Here is an 18593-nt window from a genome sequence, read left to right as displayed (position 1 = left end):
TCATGAGTGCCTTTATTTTGCCATTTACTCATTCGTATGGAACCATCGTTTTTTATTTGAGTTTATCCATTGTAATCGGATGTCTGGCATTACTTTTATGGTCAGGGTTCGGCTCCATGTTCAAAACATTCTTTGCTATACACGATAAGTCATTTCGATTGATTATGTGTTTATTATTGATATATTCAGCGATACGTATTTTTATTTAACACGAATAGAGGGAGGAAACAATCAATGGAACCGTTCAAAATTTCAATTCCAGAGCAACAATTGCACGATCTATCTTTCAGACTAAAACAGGTTCGATGGCCTTCAAGTTTCTCTATAGAACCATGGGTTCTGGGGACAGACTATTCCTTTTTGAAGGGATTAGTTGATTATTGGGGCTCGGAATACAACTGGCGTGAACAGGAAGCATGGTTAAACCGTTTCCCACAGTTTATTGAACATGTGGACGGCTTCGATATACACTTTGTGCACGTTCGGGGTGAAGGGACATCCGAACGACCACTGTTGCTGACTCATGGGTGGCCAGGATCATTTGTAGAGATGTTAGAACTAATACCTTATCTAACAGCCCCATCGCTATATGGTGGACATGCTGAAGAGGCATTTGACGTTATTATTCCCTCTTTGCCAGGCTTTGCATTTTCGAGTAAACCCTCACGGCCGGGAGTGGGGTCCAAATACGTAGCCACGCTTTGGGCAAAACTTATGGATCGTTTGGGTTATGAAAGGTATTTGGTTCAGGGAGGGGATATTGGAGCAGGGGTCTCAACATGGTTAGCATTCATGTACCCTGAACGGGTGAGGGGACTTCATCTCAATTATATTCCTGGAAGCTACAAGCCACCCCTCACTCAAAATACACCATCTGTTAGCGAAGAAGAGCAAGCTTACTTTGACATCGTAGCTGAGTGGTTGGACCGAGAAGGTGCTTATAGCGCTCTTCATAGAACGAAGCCGGAAACACTGGCTTTTGCACTAAGTGATTCCCCAACCGGTCTTGCCAGCTGGATAGTAGAAAAATTTCGAGGTTGGAGTGACTGTGACGGAGATATGGAAAGGTCTTTTTCACTTGATCATATCCTCACCAACATATCGATTTACTGGTTTACCAATTCGATAGCTTCTTCCATACGAATATATACTGAAGGTACCAAAATGCCACTGCATTTCACCGAAGGTCAGCGTGTTACTGTTCCAACAGGGGTTTCCTTATTTCCCAAGGAGCTGCCTACACCTCCCCGAAGCTGGGTAGAACGCGTCTATAATATTACGTACTGGGAGAAAGCGAATAAAGGCGGTCATTTCGCAGCTATGGAAAATCCTAAATTGTTTGCCGACCATCTAAATCATTTTTTCATTCATTAAGCATCTGATAGTCTCTATCCTTGAGAGGGTTATGAACAACCAGTACAATTGGTTACCGTCTTCAGAATGCAACTCTTTAGATGCTTTTTTTACCAGACATATATTTATCCCTTAAAAGGGAAATGACACAAAGTTGGCCCTGAACCAGAAAGACCGTCAGCTTCTCCCATTGGTTCAAGCTGTACGTAATCGCTTGACCCAGTAAGCTTTTCGGCATCGTGCGCGACCGTTGTTGGCGCAGCCAGGCCCCGTACCCATCCAGAATCGGCTGGCTTTGTTCCTTGCGTGCAGACAACCGTTCTCCGGGTGTTGCTTCCAACAGCTTTGCTCCACCGCAAACAACCGATTGCACCAGGCCAACCCTTGTGCCGCTATGCTGGTGGGATCGTCCCGTGTTTGCGGCGGCGCTGCCTTCAACGCTTCGTCATACTTGCGTCGCGCGTGCGCCCAGCAGACGACTTCCTGGTGGCAAAGTTTGAGTTTCGAGGCTAACTACAAATGTTCTTATTGCTTGGCGGTTTGTCCGGCGGGCGAAGATGTGATCGGGCCGTTTCTGAAAGACCGTAAAGGGTTCATGAATGATGTATTAAAGCCGTTGCAGGGCAAAGAGGAGACGGTGTATGTAACTCCTGGCTCCGATGCGGAAGCGTATGTCATGAAACGTTTTCCCCATAAAACGGCAAAACGCGTCGGGAATGGACTCAGGCCCGGCACGATTCGCCTTTTGATCGGCGGTATGCCTCATGCATTCCAGCCGAAGCAGGCGTCGGGTTTAAACTGCACCTATCATTTTACATTCACCGGAGATGAAACGAGACAATCGACATTCGGGACAATAAGCTCCAGATTAGGGACGGTTTTCACTGCAAGCCTGATATTCGGATTACGGTGGACAGCAAAACATGGATAGGAATCGTAGCGAAGGAAAAAAACGTGGTGGCGGCATTGCTGACAAGAAAACTGCGGATCAAAGGGAACCCCAAATTGTTGATGAAATTTGAGAGATGTTTTAGTTAATAAGAGTGTGTATACACTATTATGCATAGGGGGATTTGAATGATGGCAAAGTTGGAAGTATATCTCCTTGATTGTAGGAATGGTTTGTAAAAGCCAATGACAAATCTTTTGCCGGAAAGATCTCCTGGAAGCTTTGGCGAACGAACTGACAAGCCGCCATAACGTAAACGTAACTGTTTTGGTCAGCGGTTCGATCCGCATGGTGAAACAATTCTTATCGCATTTAAAGGCGAAGAAATCCGCTGCGATTTTGAATGTCTCATCCGCACTTGCATTTGTTCCATATCCGGTATCTCCGGTATATTGTGCGACAAAAGCCGGTATTCATTCATTTACACAATCACTGCGAATGCAGCTAAAAAATACTAATATTAAAGTGTTTGAATTGGCTCCTCCAACTATTCAGACCCCTTTGATTAAAGCTCTTGATGGCTATGAGATCAAAGGCGTAAAGCCAATGGATGCCGGAAAGATGGTTAAGTACGCAATCAAGAGTTTGGAAAAGGATCGCTTTGAGATACTGCCGGGCCAGAGCAGTCTGCTGAAGTTCATGAGTCGTGTTGCACCTCAGTTTATTTTAAATCAGATGAGCAAAACTGTTGACATTATGCTGACTCAAACCAAGAGTTAACAATACGCAATTTCAAATTTTTTTTCATTCATCAGCTCAACAAATGACTCAAATATCGATTCCTTCGTTCAGGTCATACGAATCTGTTTTACTTTATCGCCCATGCTCATGTCTCAATTTGCTTATGCCAACAAATCACTCATAGTGTTGGTTGTCTCTCAAAGATATTAAGGATGCACTTGAATTACTAAAACAACACTTGTTGTAATAGTAGCTTCAAAAATTATTGAAACGTTTCCAACTTCGTGCTATTATAATTCCCATAAGAGAGATGGGGGGGTTAAATGCCAAGTATTAGAGATGTAGCTAAGATAGCTGGTGTTGCTGTGGGAACGGTGTCCCGCGTTATTAACAACTCGGGCTCTGTAAAACCAGATACACGAAGGAAAGTGGAAAAAGCTATACAAGAACTGAATTATTTTCCTAATGAAGTCGCTCGAAATTTTAAGATGAGGAAATCCAAGATGGTAGCCTTGCTGCTTCCAAGTATCTGGCATCCTTTTTTTTCTGAACTGGCTTATTACATTGAGGATGAGTTGGATCGGGAAGGCTTTAAGCTCATATTATGTAATAGCGGCGGCAAGCCAGAAAAGGAACTGTATTACCTGGATATGCTACGGCAAAACAAAGTGGCTGGTATTGTCGGCATTACTTACAATGATATAGAAAATAGCGTAAGCAATGACATTCCGATTCTAAGTATTGACAGACATTTCAACAAAAAAATCACTTGTGTGACCTCAGATAATTATGAGGGAGGCCGTCTAGCTTTGAGGGAACTTGTTAAAGCAGGGGCCCAGAAACCGGCTTTTATGGGAAGTGTAACTTCCGTTTTTAGTGAAACCATGAATCGAAGAAAAGGTTTCATTGATGAGGCGAAAAAATTAGGTGTAGACTATGTTATATACGAGAAACCAGATCCTATTGTGGACGACGAAGCCTATTTTGACGAATTTCTATCTAAGCATCAGGATGTGGACGGCATTTTTGCTATTACCGATATGTTTGCCGCAAAATATATAGAAAGAGCGGGTAGGCAGGGTATTCGTGTTCCAAAAGATGTAAAGGTCATCGGTTACGACGGCATTCAGGATCATCGTTATTTTCATCCGATATTGTCTACAATCAGGCAGCCAGTGGAGGAGATGGCACGTATGACAATCAGACTACTGTATCAAAAGATCGAAGGTAAAACTTTAGATCAGCAAGTGTATCGTCTCCCCGTTATCTTCAGGCAAGGCGAAACTACATGATTTTAATTGTAAAAATATTAGCTCGTAAAGTCGGATCACAGTCTGGATATGCAAACTTGACTTTTTCTTATAGAAAATTGGAAGCGTTTCATTTGACAATCAGACTACTCTGTTAAAAGATCGAAGGAATAAGTTTGGATCAGCAAATGTATCGTCTCCCGTTATCTTAGGCAAGTTTTTTTACATTGGAAAAACTTCAGCTCATTCGGTGGATTTATGGTATGGATCACCGACTGACGTTTTTCTTATTATAAATTGGAAACGTTTCAAAAATGAAAATATCCTTTTACAAGAAAGGGAGTGTAATGGTGAATTCAAGAACTAGTGAGTTGGATCATTCCACGATCAAGCCAAATCGCAAAATATGGAACCAGATCAAACGTGACTATGAACTGTATCTGTTTTTGCTGCCAATCATTATTATTTATCTCGTATTTAAGTACTATCCGATGTATGGAATACAAATTGCTTTTAAGGATTTTTCACCAAGTCGGGGGATCTGGGGAAGCGAGTGGGTAGGCTTTAAGCACTTTATTGATTTTTTCGATTCCTATAACTTCTGGACGATTATGACGAATACACTTACACTCAGTGTTCTATCGCTTGTGTTTAGCTTCCCAGCTCCGATTATTATAGCGATTATGTTGAATCAGATGCTGGCCAAAAGATACAAGAAAATTGTACAAACTGTAATTTACGCACCACACTTTATATCTACCGTAGTGCTCGTCGGTATGCTTAATGTTTTTCTGTCTCCAAACAGCGGAATCGTGAATCACATCATCACCTTGTTCGGAGGAGACCCCATTATGTTTTTGGCCGACGAAGGTTGGTTCCGTCCTTTGTATATTTTATCAGGGGTTTGGCAAGAGACAGGTTTTGCTACCATCATTTACCTTGCTGCGCTGGCAGGGGTCAATCCAGAATTGCATGAAGCCGCGATAATGGATGGAGCAAGCAAATGGAAGCGCGTAATGCATGTGGATATTCCAAGCATTTTGCCGACGATCGTCATCTTATTGATTCTCGCACTCGGTAACATTATGGGCATCGGTTTTGAAAAGGCTTTCCTTATGCAGAACGATTTGAATTATGCCACTTCCAATATCATTCCGACCTATGTTTATGAAATCGGGATTCAAAAGGCACAATACAGCTTTTCTACGGCAATTGGTCTGTTTAATTCAGTTGTAAATATTATCCTGATAATCACCGTCAACCGGATCGCCAAAAAGTTGACTGAAACCAGCCTGTGGTAAGGGGGAGTTCATTTTGAATCAATTATTAAAGAGAAAAAGCAAGGGAGACATGTGGTTTGACATCGTCAACTACGTCATGTTGACCATAGTTATGCTGCTTGTATTATTCCCGTTGTATTTTGTGTTGATTGCTTCACTCAGTGACCCCAATCTCATCTACTCAGGAGAAGTATGGTTTTTTCCAAAGGGTTTTACGCTGGATGGATACGGGCGGATATTCAGTGATTCATCTATATGGATTGGTTATGCCAACTCGATTTTATATGCGGGTCTAGGAACATTAATCGGAGTAGCCGTGACCGTATGTGCAGCTTACCCGTTAGCTCGTAAAGGACTGGCGGGAAAATCGGCGATTATGTGGTTTTTACTGATCTCCATGTTTTTTAGTGGAGGGCTGATCCCAACCTATTTGCTGATCAAAGATCTTCACATGCTGAATACGATCTGGGCACTTGTTATTCCTGGAGCGGGAGGTGTGTTCAATGTCATTATCGTAAGGACTTTTTTTCAGTCGACCATCCCAGATGAAATGTGGGAGGCAGCTTCGATCGATGGTTGTTCCAATACCAGATTTTTTTGGAGCATTGTATTGCCTTTGTCTAAGTCAGTTATAGCCGTAATGGTACTATACCATGTTGTCGGCTTCTGGAATGGTTTCTTTGACGCTTTGATCTACTTGAACGACGAAAACAAGTATCCGTTGCAACTGATTCTGCGCAACATTCTTGTCCAGAATCAGGCCAATTCGGGCATGATGATAGACGTGGAATCTTACGCAGCGAAGATGCGCGTTACAGAGCTTATCAAATATGGTGTCATCATGGTATCCAGTCTACCGTTGCTGATTTTGTATCCTTTCCTGCAAAAATACTTTGTTAAAGGCGTGATGATCGGATCGATCAAAGGCTAACATTGTCATGGTGCCTGAAAGGGGGAATGTGCAACAGAATCGATAGATCCAGCATTCAGACAAATATATAACAAGGGCAAGGGAAGTTTTCAGCTTGTGGAATGACATAAAGGAGGTTATGTACGATGAAATTATTCAAAAGTGCTGGAATTCTAATGCTGGCCGGAGTGTTTGCGCTTAGCGGATGTTCGGGAGGCGGTGGCGAGTCAAAAAATCAGATGGTAAATCCGGATCAGGATGCGAATTTTAATAAAACCGGTCTTCCGATTGTTAAAGAACCGGTGACCTTAAAGATGGTCTCCCCGAAAGCTGCTTTAGCGCCGGATTACTCAAAAATGGAAATTTTCAAGCGGCTAGAAAAACAAACAAATGTCAAAATTGATTGGAATAACATTCCAGATACTGACTTCACAGAGAAGAAAAATTTGTTGTTGGCCAGCGGAGATTTGCCAGACGCATTTTACGGAGCTGGATTCACAGATTACGATCTAATCAATTATGGAAAGGACGGAACCATCATTCCGTTGGAGGATTTAATTGATAAATATGCGCCTAATTTGAAAGCGCTTCTCAATCGTCGGCCTGACATTAAATTAGCCATCACAGCGCCAGACGGACACATCTACGGACTCCCATCATGGGAGGAGAATAATCTCGACATCAACCCCTTCTTTCACGTCATAAATAAAAATTGGCTCGATAAGCTGGGCCTAAAAGTACCTCAGACGCTGGATGAATACACGCAAGCTTTAATTTCTTTTAAAACGAAGGATCCGAATGGCAATGGCAAGGCTGATGAAATCCCATTAAGCTTTATGCACATGCAGTGGTGTAGTGACATTGGCGGGATATTCGGAGCTTTCGGTCTTCCGGATAATTTGGAACATCGGATCGTCCGCGAAGGCAAAGTCATCTTTACCGCTTCGCAACCTCAATATAAGGAAGCATTAAAATATATCCATGATAACTGGTATAAGCAGGGTCTGATAGACCCTGAATCGTTCACCCAGGACGCAGCTCAATATTTAGCAAAAGGCAAAACACCAGATGAAACGCTTGGCTCCTACGTCTGGTGGGAAGTGGAAGAAGTTGTTGGACCGGAGCGCAGTAAGGATTATGTTCTGCTTCCCCCGCTTAAAGGTCCGAATGGAGATCAAATGATCGGCCGCAGCAACGGTGGCGGTCCGGGACGCGGCGCCTTCATGATCACAAAGGAGAACCGTTATCCGGCATTGACGATGCGTTGGATCGATCAACAATATGATCCTTACATGGCGACTCAAATTCACTGGGGTCCGTTGGATATCGTATTCAAGGAGGATAAAAAAGGAAAACTGGTGAACCTGCCGCTTCCTGATGGAACCTCTGCAGGTGAATTCCGTCAAAAAGTAGCTCCAGGTACAGGTGGACCGGGCGTTATTACTATCGATGACTTCGGAAAAGTTGTTGATATGGAACCCCGGGCTCAGAAGCGTGCTGACTATTTAGATAAATATTACAAACCTTATATGAAAAATGAAAACTATCCGAGTATCTTTTTTGAGCCGGATGAACTAGATAAAATCAATCGGATTGAGCCAGAACTTATTAGATATGTAAATACCCAAAGAGGCAAGTTCATCGTTGATGGCGGCGTGGATGAACAGTGGGATAGTTATCTAAAGACACTGGAGAAGATGGGTCTGAACGAATTGATGGAGATCTATCAAAAAGGGATGGACCGTTATAATGCAAATTTAAAAAATAAATAATCAAAGGATAGGTGGGGAGAAACTGTGCTTGATGTAATAACCATTGGGGAAGTATTGATAGACTTTACTCCATCAGGTCGTACAGCGGGAGGCAACGAGCAGTTTGAATGCAATCCTGGAGGGGCTCCGGCTAACGTAGCAGCTGCTCTATCCCGTTTAGGAGCTAGAGCGACGTTGATTAGCAAAGTTGGGGATGATCGATTCGGTTCCTTGCTACACGATACCTTGATGAACGGCGGCATCGACGTGTCTGCGCTTTCGTTTACAGATGAAGCCAATACAACGCTGGCATTTGTCCATCTGGATGACAACGGAGACCGATCGTTCAGCTTCTACCGGAAGCCAGGAGCGGATACATACTTGCGCACGCAGGATGTCCCGTTTGATAGGATTGAAAACTGCCATGCACTGCACTTTGGTTCTTTGTCGATGACCCATGAGCCGGCCCTTACGGCAACAAGAGCGGCAGTTGTGAAGGCTAAAGAGGCAGGAGTCCTGCTTTCATTCGATCCGAATATCCGGTTTGCTTTATGGGAGAGTAAAGAGGAAGCGAAACAGAATATCCTTTGGGGGATGAAGTATGCCGACATCCTGAAAATATCGGAAGATGAGCTCCGCTTTATAACTGGTACAACTGATGTGGAAAAAGGCTCCTTAGAGCTGCAACAACAATTCGGCATCGCCTGGATCGTCGTAACTTTAGCGGAAAAAGGCTGCTATTACCGGTTGGCTGGTCATGACGGATATGTGCCAGGTTTTCAAGTGAAGGCCATCGATACGACAGGAGCCGGCGACGCTTTTCTGGGCTGCTTGTTATATAAGATACTGGAAGCCGGTGTTTCTTTGAATCAGTTGACCAAACAGCAAATCATCAGCATGCTAACTTTTGCTAATGCCGGCGGTGCATTAGTAACCACACGGAAAGGGGCTCTTCAATCTATGCCGACGACAGATGAGATTAAACAGATGATCGAGACAAATAAACAGCACGATGATGATATATTAAGGCCGGGTTTTCATTTTTCACCTCACTCCCATTGGTTGAATGATCCGAATGGATTAGTCTATTACGAGGGAGTCTATCATCTGTTTTATCAGCACCATCCTTATAGCAATCAATGGGGACCGATGCACTGGGGTCATGCCGTAAGCCCAGACTTGGTTCATTGGGAGCATATGCCTATCGCTCTGTTCCCGGATGAGCATGGCGCAATTTTTTCCGGTTGCTGTGTGGTTGACTGGAATAATAGCAGCGGACTGTTCGATGGTTCCCATGGATTGATCGCGCTCTTCACTCATGCAGACATCTGTCCGGAGACCGGACAACCTCGCCAGCGGCAAAGCCTGGCTTACAGTAGCGATAAAGGACGAACTTGGCACAAATATGAGGGGAATCCAATACTCGCCGAGTATGATATGGTTGACTTCCGGGACCCCAAGGTGTTCTGGCATTCGCCAAGTGAGCGGTGGATTATGGCTCTTGTCGCGGGAGACCACGTTCGGTTTTATCGTTCGGACAATTTGCGTGAATGGTCGTTGTCAGGCGAATTCGGAAAGAATGAAGGCTCGCATGACGGAGTTTGGGAATGCCCTGATCTCTTTGAATTGCCGATTGATGACAGCGGGCGTTCCAAATGGGTACTTATCATAAGCATCGGGGATAATCCCAACTGTCCGGAAGGCTCACGCACGCAATACTTTATCGGAGAGTTCGACGGAAATACGTTCATCAATGACAATCCGGCCGATCATATCCTGTGGCTGGATTATGGCCGGGACAATTATGCGGGGGTCACTTGGTCGGATATAGCTGAGCAAGACGGACGGCGCGTGATCATCGGATGGATGAGCAACTGGAAATATGCCAACCAAACGCCTACCGGAGCCTGGAGAGGCGCAATGACTCTACCTCGCGTCTTATCATTGACCAGCCGAGACGAGGGCGTAGTTCTGACTCAAATGCCTGTCCGGGAAATAGAGCAGCTGCGAAAAGGAACGCTCTGCTGGAATGAGGTCAAGGTTACGCCAGCGGTGCCGTTTACGCAAAAAATGAATGATGTTCTGCTTGAGATTGAAGCGGATATCGACATTCGTTCCGGGGATGAGGTTCATATCAAAATGAAGTCCTCTGGGCAAAGTGAGACTATTATCGGATATGACCCTGTGCGCCAATGGCTATTCATCGACCGTTCGAAATCGGGCCTGACTGACTTCCACCCGTCGTTTGCGTGCAAGCACGGTGCTAGAATGGTTCCGGAGAATGGAAAGATCAAGCTGCATATCTGGCTGGATCGCAACGCGGTTGAAGTGTACGCGAATGAGGGTTTGGTTGCACTGACGGATCAAATATTCCCTGATGCTCCGATGGATCGTATTGAGATAAGTACGAAATCAGGGGAAGTTGTACTGAACTCGTTTCATATGCATGCTCTTAACTCCATTCATATTCCCAATGGTCCAACGGAGCAGACATCAAGGAGGGTTGAGGTATGAGCCATGCAACCGATAATCGGGGATTGATCATGTATTGGGCATTCAATGAAGAAACCGGTACAAGCGCTCTGGAGAGCGTATCCCAAGTCCAGGATAATATCCAGTACGTATTTAACCAAGCGGAGTTTACTAAACCTTGCCCTCCACGGTGGAGACAGGGAGTAATTGGAAATGGGCTCCTGTTCGATGGTTATTCGACTTACATTGCGCATTCGTTCGATGAGGGAAGTCAGAACACCGAGCCAGAGTATCGATCAGCGCTAAGCATTGGAGTATGGATAGCCCCACGCTCCTATGAATGGGGGGATGATGGCAAATTGTCCGCCATTGTGAACCGCTACAACCTGGATCGCAAGCAGGGTTATCTGCTCGGCATGTTCCGTCACGGTTCCTGGTCCTTCCAAGTCGGGCTGGAAGGAGGGGACTGGAAGGAACTTTGGTCGCCGGACGGCCATGAACTGCCCAAGAATGAATGGTCATACGTGAATGCTGTGTTCGATGGGAACCAAGGGGAAATCAAGCTGTATTTGAACGGCAGTGAAATTGCTTCGGCAGCCTTGCCTCGTGGTTCCCGCCTGGCTGAGGCGACGGACTCGGATCTTCTTATCGGCAAGAATAACCATAGCAGCCTGCTGGCGGAAGTGTTCAGCCTGCACATGTTTAGCGGTATCGTTGATGAACTCAAGATTTATAATCGGGCTCTGAGCGCGGAAGAAGTGACCGCTTCTTATCGGCATGTGCTGGATACCTTTCACGAAGGTATCCGGCCGCAATTAAACTATGACGAGATCAAGCTGGACCGGACGCCACTGCTGCTTGATCGGCACAGACCGCAATATCATGTTAGCCCGCCAGCCCATTGGATGAACGAACCCCATGCACCGATCTATTTTGACGGGCAATATCATTTGTTCTATCAGCATAACCCGCATGGGCCGTTCTTTCATCAGATCCATTGGGGACATTGGGTAAGTCAGGATTTGGTGCATTGGCGTGATCTACCCGTGGCCCTGGCGCCCGAAAAGGATCAGCTCGCACCGGACGGGATCTGGTCGGGAAGCGCGACCTATGATGCAGACGGCCTGCCTGTCCTGTTCTTTACGGCAGGTAATGACAGCGCTTCGCCGAATCAGAGCGTGGCGCTTGCCCGAAGCACCTATACCCTTGACGGAAACCCGGATCTGGTTCACTGGGTCAAACATCCGGAGCCGTTGATCGTGCAGAAGAAGGGAATGGGCGCATTTGGGGATTTCCGGGATCCGTTCGTATGGAAGGACGATGACGGCTGGTATGCTCTGGTCGGGTCCGGAATCGAAGGCGGAGCAGCACTGGCATTTGCGTCACAGGATATGCTGAATTGGACGTATAAAGGGCCGTTTTTTAAAGCAGATATTCAGAAGTTTCCTTACCTTGGACCCATCTGGGAGCTCCCTGTGCTTCTTCCCCTTGGCAGTGACAAGCAGGGGGTGAACAAACATCTCCTGCTTGTCAGCCCTGTGGGGAAGGGAGCGGATGTCGAGGTGTTCTATTGGATCGGGCAACTTGACAAGCAAAATCTTTCGTTCATCCCCGTTCAAGAAGAGCCTCAATTGATTGACGTCGGGGATTTCCATTTTACCGGACCGAGCGGAATGGTTGATCCGAAGACCGGCAGAAATATCGTCTTTACGATAGCCCAAGGCGACCGGACGTCCGAGATGGAATATAAGTCGGGCTGGGCTCATAACGGCGGCTTGCCGTTAAGCGTGTATTTGAGGGATGACGGACGTCTGGGAATAGAGCCGATTCAGGAGCTTCAATCGCTGCGTGGCGCCAAGCGGCTATCACTTCGGGACCAGTCATTGGCTGAAACTAATGTACAGCTCAGGGATGTTCATGGTGACATGCTTGAGATTCAATTGGAATTGGAGCCCGGCAGCGCCAAACAATTTGGAATCAAGGTCCGTTGTACGCCGGACGGAGAGGAAGAAACTCTGCTGTATTATGATTGGAATCAAGCGATGCTCGTGGTTGACCGGTCGAAAACGACGCTGCATCCGGGAGAAAAGTGCAGAGGGGTTCAGGGCGGTAAGCTGGAGCTACTTGGGGAGAATCTGAAGCTTCATATTTATTTGGACCGCTCCATGGTCGAAGCCTATGCAAACGGATTGAAAAGCCTGACAACCCGGGTGTACCCGAGCCGTATGGATGCTTTGGGACTCGAGATTTGGGGAGATGGAGAAGCGTTTGTTAAATCCTTGGATATATGGGATATGCAGTCCATTTGGTAAGACGATTGCTTAGGCGCTCCTTACCAATCGGGTCATGCAGCAAATGATCAAGTAACTTTGCATTCCTCCGATTGGAAACGTTTCATTCATATTCTCCCTTCTTCATGACTATTCACTTTGTACAAGGAGAGCATTTCGAAATGAGGTATCGATGTTCGCAAGTATAACAAGTTTCGAAGGAGGCTCGAGAATGAGGAAAACCAAAAGAAGAAAATCTTGGATATCGGGAATGGTTATATGGGCTATGGTTCTCCAGCTTGTTGTTCCGGGAATCTCTGCCGCATCCGAATCTAGAACTGTTGCTGGAGAAACGCCCATTCCTAAGAATGATGTGAGATCATCGGTTACGGATGCGGTTTATCAAATCAAAAATATTCCTAAGAATGACGTGGGATTGTCAGTTACGGATTCGGTCTATCAAATCCGGAATCCTGGATTTGAAACAGGAGATTTGACGGGATGGACTGTTGTCAAAGGCAATGCGTTCGGTCCGAATAGCGTAACCGACGAAACGACTTGGTGGGCGGAAAAAATACCGTATAACCAGGAAGGCGCTTATCATTTAAACGGCTGGAAGTATGACGAATCTGCGACAGGTGTACTTCGTTCCAGCACTTTCGAGCTGGGCGGCAGCGGCTGGATCAGCTTCAGGCTTGGCGGTGCGAAGAACCCAGACAAGGTATTTATAAATATTGTGGAAGTCGATACGGGACAAGTTATTGCCCGATACGGAAATAGCGCATTCGCCGACGTTGGCTTCCCGGATCCCGCGCTGGGCATGCGGCTTGCCAATATGGTGCAATACAAGGCGGATCTTTCCACATATTTGGGCAAGAAACTGTATGTGGAGGTCGTCGATAATGCAACCTCGGATTGGGGAATAATTTTTGCGGACGCTTTCTCCATGTACCATGAATCGGAGCCAGCTGAAGGAATTGTTGCTACGGATATCAAGCCAGATTCCAAACGCTATGAAATCGATAATCCAAGCTTTGAAACCGGAAATCTTGATGGCTGGACGGTTGAGGGAGATGCTTTTGAAGTGACCGATGAAGCTCATGCGAGCAAAGAAGGGAACTTCTATGCCAAATCCTCCGTGCAAGGAAAGGGCTCCATCACCTCCAATACTTTCACGCTTCAGGGAACCGGAACAATTAACTTCACTATTTTGGATATCCTCAAACCGGAAAACGCATATGTCGCACTTTACGATGCGAACAGCAACACATTGCTTATGAAAACCGGGAATGTCAGCGCGAACGAGAAAATCTCATGGAAAGTGCAAGAACACTACAACAAGAAGCTCTATGTAAAGGTTGTCGATCATTCCAATGAAGCCAGCATTGCCGTTGATAGTTTCCAAGCAAGTGGTAGGGGTACCATTTTCTACTTAAATCTTGATGAAGGCGCAGGAAAGAAAGCGTTGGAGAAAGTACACAATCTTAAGCACGATGTGAACTATGTATTTAGCACCGCCAGGTATATGGCATCGAAGGATCCGAGATGGACTCCGCGCGGAATAAAAGGCGGCGCCTTATTGTTTGATGGATACTCGAATTATATTGAGGTCAATGAAAAGGATACTGTGCCTGTAAGCGACGCGTTAACCATCGAAGCTTGGGTTGCACCGCGCAGCTATGAATGGGGAGACGGAAACAAGCTGTCTGCGATCGTAAACCAATCCGATCAGGATAAAGCGGAAGGCTTTTCTCTTGGAATGTATCGGCACGGTACATGGTCGATGCAGGTAGGCATTGGCGGCCAGTGGATTCAGGTATGGGTAAAGGATCACCCGTTGGAAAAATACAAGTGGAATTATGTGGCCGCTACTTTCAGTAAAGAAGATGGAAAGATTAAGTTATATCTAAACGGTGAGGAAGTGGCTTCCCAAGCAACCCCCGTCAACGTTCCGATCACACCATCTACCGAAAGCCTGATCATCGGGAAAAATAATAAACCTGTAGAGTTGGCAGGGTTGTTCTCCTTCAATATGTTCAGCGGACTCCTAGATGAAGTGAAGCTGCATAATAAAGCCCTTACGAACCAGGAGATACTTGCTGGATATGAGAGCGTGAAGGCGCTTCATGGAGGTTCGATTCCGAAAATTCCGAATGCGGACATTGATGAGGATCCCAGTGTGTTTGACGGAGATCAGCACCGTCCCCAGTACCACGCGATGGCTCCGCAAAATTGGATGAATGAAGCACATGCACCAATTTATTATAACGGCAAATACCATTTATTTTATCAACATAACCCGCAAGGTCCATACTGGCATCAAATCCACTGGGGGCATTGGGTGAGTGACGATATGGTGAACTGGGAAAATGTAAGACCTGCTCTTGCGCCCGAAGCGGGCACCCTTGATCCGGACGGCACGTGGTCAGGCAGTGCAGCGTATGATCGAAATGGGAATCCTGTCCTGTTCTATACCGCCGGCAACGACTCCCTGTCGCCGAACCAAAGAACAGGGCTGGCAACTCCGGCGGATTTGTCCGATCCCTATTTGGAAAAATGGGTGAAATATCCTAAGCCGGTAACGGAGCAGAACGGGAAAGGAATCCATAACGAGTTCCGTGATCCGTTTGTATGGTACGACAAAGAGGTGGACAAGTGGTATCAGTTAGTGACGTCTGGCCTTCCAGACTTCAGCAGCGGCACAGCTTTGGTGTATGTATCCGACGATATGTACAATTGGGAATATAAGGGGCCATTATACGTTAGTGACAGAAGCCGTTATCCGGAGTTGGGTACGGTATGGGAGCTGCCAGTGTTATTGCCGTTAGGCACGGATAGTACGGGCAAGCAAAAATATATTTTCATGATTAATCCCCATGAAAAGCCGGAGCATGTTCCTCCAGCGAACGATGTGCAAAGAGATGTTGAGGTCTTTTACTGGATCGGGACCTGGGACCGGGATAACTTTAAATTTATTCCTGATCAGGAGGCACCCTCCAAAATGGATGTAGGTGACGGCTATTTAACCGCAGAGAGCGGTCTGGTTACACCTGACGGAAGAACGGTCGTATTCTCCATGGTGCAAAATGTAAGAACACCGCAAGCCGAATATCAATCCGGATGGGCTCATAATTTATCTTTGCCGTTTTCCCTAAGCCTCGATAAGCATGATAAATTGCATGTCGAACCGATTAAAGAACTGCAGAGCCTTCGAGGGAAAAAATGGGTTGATTTTTCGGACAAAAATTTGGAGAGTGCCAATCAATTGATTAAAAATGTCAAAGGCGACATGCTAGAGATTGTGATGGAGATTGATCCGCGTGAGGCCCAGAAATTCGGTCTCAAGGTGCGACGCTCGGAAAAAGGCCAAGAAGAGACGCTCATTTACTACGACAAGAAGAACGGGACATTCAATGTGGATCGAACCAAGAGCAGCATTGATCCGGATGTGCGTGTGGACGGCATTCAAGGAGGATATGTAGATCTTGACGGAGAGAACTTGAAACTCCATATCTTTCTCGATCGCTCGGTCATTGAAGCCTTTGCAAATTACAAGAAGAAGCTGACAACTCGTGTCTATGTAGGCAGATACGACTCCTTGGGCTTGCAGATCTGGGCCGATGGCGATATCACTGTCAAGTCTATGCAAGTATGGGATATGAATGCCTTAACGGGTAAACCGGCTGCTCCGGTCTATGTGCCCGATAACTGGGATAACTCCGTGTATAAGGATATTACAGAGCTGCCTAACCATGATTTTGCTACAGGCGACTTAACAGGATGGATGACGGAAGGAGACGCCTTCCAGAATGTCCATGTGACCAATACCCAGTTCTTCTGGGACACCATTTACTTCAACCCGTCGCATAAAATTCCGGGCGGCTACCATTTGTGGGGCTTCAACGAGCAAGCCGGCGGCGACAGCTTGACAGGAACACTAAGATCTCAAAATTTCGTCCTTGGTGGGAACGGTAAGATGAACTTCCTTATCAGCGGCGGTCGGGATATAGACCATCTGTATGTTGCGCTGGTTCGGGCGTCGGATAGCAAAGAATTATTTAAAGAGACAGCGACCAATTATGAAGAATATCAACGGAAAATTTGGGATGCGTCGGATTATATCGGAGAGGAGCTTTACATTAAGGTGGTTGACCTCTCCAAAGGCGGGTTTGGACATATTAACGTCGATGATTTCAACGTACCTGTTCAGGTAAAGAAGAAGACCAACAACTGACCTTGTCAATACAGAACACCCGTGAGTCCTACAGTCACCCCAAGCAAACCGAATAGTCAGAGCAGCTTGTCATTCGAAATGGCAAAGGAGACGCAGGTACTTGTAAAACGAAGCTAAATCAATTTTATTTGGATGGGAGATAAAAATGTATTTAATTTAATGATTCGGTGTAGCAAATGACGTGCTTTATAACTCTGGGATTAAAACAAACAATCAACAAAAGCCTATAATCCCTTGGCGGAGCCAAGGGATTATAGCTTGGTGAGCGCACATTAATGAAGAAATAATGACTTCTAACCTTAGTCAGAGAAAGGTTTCATGATATTGTTTAATATTCAGCTGAAGGGTATGCCTTTTTTGCTAATCAAGAAGAAGGTTCGTTCCAGGTAAAGCATGAGATTTTACGTGAAGTTCTAAACACATAACATCGTTGTTTTTCTCATTCTGATCTTGATCATCATGCAGTTTTACTCGGTTCCATACCTCTCATTATTATGACGACTGTTTACCTAGCAGTAGCAGGAGGAGTGCTTGGTAGCTTTATTACAGGTATGCCGATCGGCTTTGCCATCCCCAGTTCGGGGCTTTATAGATACGGGTTATTTAATCCTCTCACCAGGTTGTGGCAGTCTTTTCAAGATGTTCGGGCTCCGCACTTGAAATCATGGACATGTAGTAAGTGAAGCTGACAAAGCACACTGCCCCTGCCATAAGTATTTCGATATCCCTTCTTGCACAGATTGATTGATTGATGTTATGTTCTGCAAAATAGCGATCCATGTAACTAGGATAGTAACCATACGCTTAAACATCGAAAAGAAGAAGTTTCGGTTTCGGTATATCCATTTAAATAATTAAATCTATTTAGTAAAGGGACTATTCCCTATGAAAGGTAGCCCTTATTTATTTCAAGAAGCATTGTTAATGTTATTTTTATCATCCGAGCTTTAATTGCAGACTAAAAAGGGAATTATTTCTTCAAGCGTAATACTTGTTGTCTGACTTCCTTTCTCTGCAATTTACAGTGTTCTTCCATTTCGTCATGATATTGATTTCGTTCCCTTTGACTCCTGTTTTTAACGTCTTTGATGGCTTTACTAATTTCTGAATGATAGCCATCTGGATCAAGTTTTCGATTTGGTTCGGATATGAGAGTGGTTTACGTTCGTGACGATCTAAATAAGAAGTATGTTCAAGCTTATATAAAAGATGGTGGATTATTAAAGAATAATATTGACAAGTCATACCCCATACACGCTCAATTGCTTTTATTTCTGAGCGGAAAAGATAACAGTACTTAAGAAATCTGTTCAACTTATGTGAATTGAGGCTGCCATGAGACTATTAAGTTTACCTTATCCATATCTGGACTACTGTCAATAGAATGGACACCCAAAGTCGAGAATTTCAAGCGGGTTTTCGGTACAACCGTTCATACTGATT

The 18593-nt window shown here is 45.4% G+C and carries 11 protein-coding genes and 1 pseudogene; 11 read left to right on the top strand and 1 reads right to left on the bottom strand.

What is annotated here, in order from left to right; all coding sequences use genetic code 11:
• Window positions 1-234 precede the first annotated feature (234 nt).
• A complete protein-coding gene (locus E0698_RS19095; RefSeq protein ID WP_192512589.1) occupies window positions 235-1374 on the top strand; it encodes an epoxide hydrolase family protein in 1140 nt (379 codons plus the stop codon).
• A gap of 130 nt (window positions 1375-1504) precedes the next feature.
• Here the strand turns inward: E0698_RS19095 and E0698_RS19090 are convergent.
• Window positions 1505-1827: pseudogene (locus E0698_RS19090) on the bottom strand (IS66 family transposase); the annotation flags it as partial.
• Here E0698_RS19090 and E0698_RS19085 point away from each other — a divergent pair.
• From E0698_RS19085 to E0698_RS19040, 10 genes are all read left to right on the top strand, one after another.
• Window positions 1721-2284, top strand: coding sequence for a hypothetical protein (locus E0698_RS19085; RefSeq protein WP_192512588.1), 564 nt, complete (start codon window positions 1721-1723; stop codon window positions 2282-2284). The pseudogene E0698_RS19090 and the gene E0698_RS19085 sit on opposite strands and share 107 nt — an antisense overlap.
• Complete coding sequence (locus E0698_RS27715; protein WP_192512631.1) at window positions 2194-2391, top strand: SCP2 sterol-binding domain-containing protein; 198 nt, start codon at window positions 2194-2196, stop codon at window positions 2389-2391. The genes E0698_RS19085 and E0698_RS27715 overlap by 91 nt, the downstream gene beginning before the upstream one ends.
• A 133-nt stretch (window positions 2392-2524) precedes the next feature.
• On the top strand, window positions 2525-3022 hold the full coding sequence (locus E0698_RS19075; RefSeq protein ID WP_192512587.1) for an SDR family NAD(P)-dependent oxidoreductase: 498 nt from the start codon (window positions 2525-2527) through the stop codon (window positions 3020-3022).
• A 284-nt stretch (window positions 3023-3306) separates the two neighbouring features.
• Window positions 3307-4275, top strand: coding sequence for a LacI family DNA-binding transcriptional regulator (locus E0698_RS19070; protein WP_192512586.1), 969 nt, complete (start codon window positions 3307-3309; stop codon window positions 4273-4275).
• Window positions 4276-4580: 305 nt separating this feature from the next.
• The gene (locus E0698_RS19065) at window positions 4581-5534 is read left to right on the top strand and encodes an ABC transporter permease (protein WP_220027953.1); all 954 of its coding nucleotides are present in this window, start codon (window positions 4581-4583) and stop codon (window positions 5532-5534) included.
• Between the two features lie 13 nt (window positions 5535-5547).
• Window positions 5548-6444, top strand: a complete 897-nt coding sequence (locus E0698_RS19060; protein WP_192512585.1) for a carbohydrate ABC transporter permease — start codon at window positions 5548-5550, stop codon at window positions 6442-6444.
• 125 nt (window positions 6445-6569) lie between these two features.
• Entirely contained in the window at window positions 6570-8195 is a 1626-nt protein-coding gene (locus E0698_RS19055; RefSeq protein WP_192512584.1) for an ABC transporter substrate-binding protein, read from the top strand.
• Window positions 8196-8219: 24 nt separating this feature from the next.
• A complete protein-coding gene (locus E0698_RS19050) occupies window positions 8220-10688 on the top strand; it encodes a PfkB family carbohydrate kinase (protein ID WP_192512583.1) in 2469 nt (822 codons plus the stop codon).
• Window positions 10685-12958, top strand: coding sequence for a GH32 C-terminal domain-containing protein (locus E0698_RS19045; RefSeq protein ID WP_192512582.1), 2274 nt, complete (start codon window positions 10685-10687; stop codon window positions 12956-12958). The genes E0698_RS19050 and E0698_RS19045 overlap by 4 nt, the downstream gene beginning before the upstream one ends.
• A gap of 190 nt (window positions 12959-13148) precedes the next feature.
• Window positions 13149-17150 (top strand): GH32 C-terminal domain-containing protein, encoded by a 4002-nt coding sequence (locus E0698_RS19040; protein WP_192512581.1) that lies wholly within the window; start codon window positions 13149-13151, stop codon window positions 17148-17150.
• Window positions 17151-18593: the final 1443 nt, after the last annotated feature.

The sequence above is a fragment of the Paenibacillus sp. 23TSA30-6 genome (genome assembly GCF_014858585.1).
In the GTDB taxonomy this organism is placed as follows: domain Bacteria; phylum Bacillota; class Bacilli; order Paenibacillales; family Paenibacillaceae; genus Paenibacillus.
The sequence above is the reverse complement of the archived record's forward strand: the minus strand, read 5'-3'. Positions and strand labels throughout refer to the sequence as shown.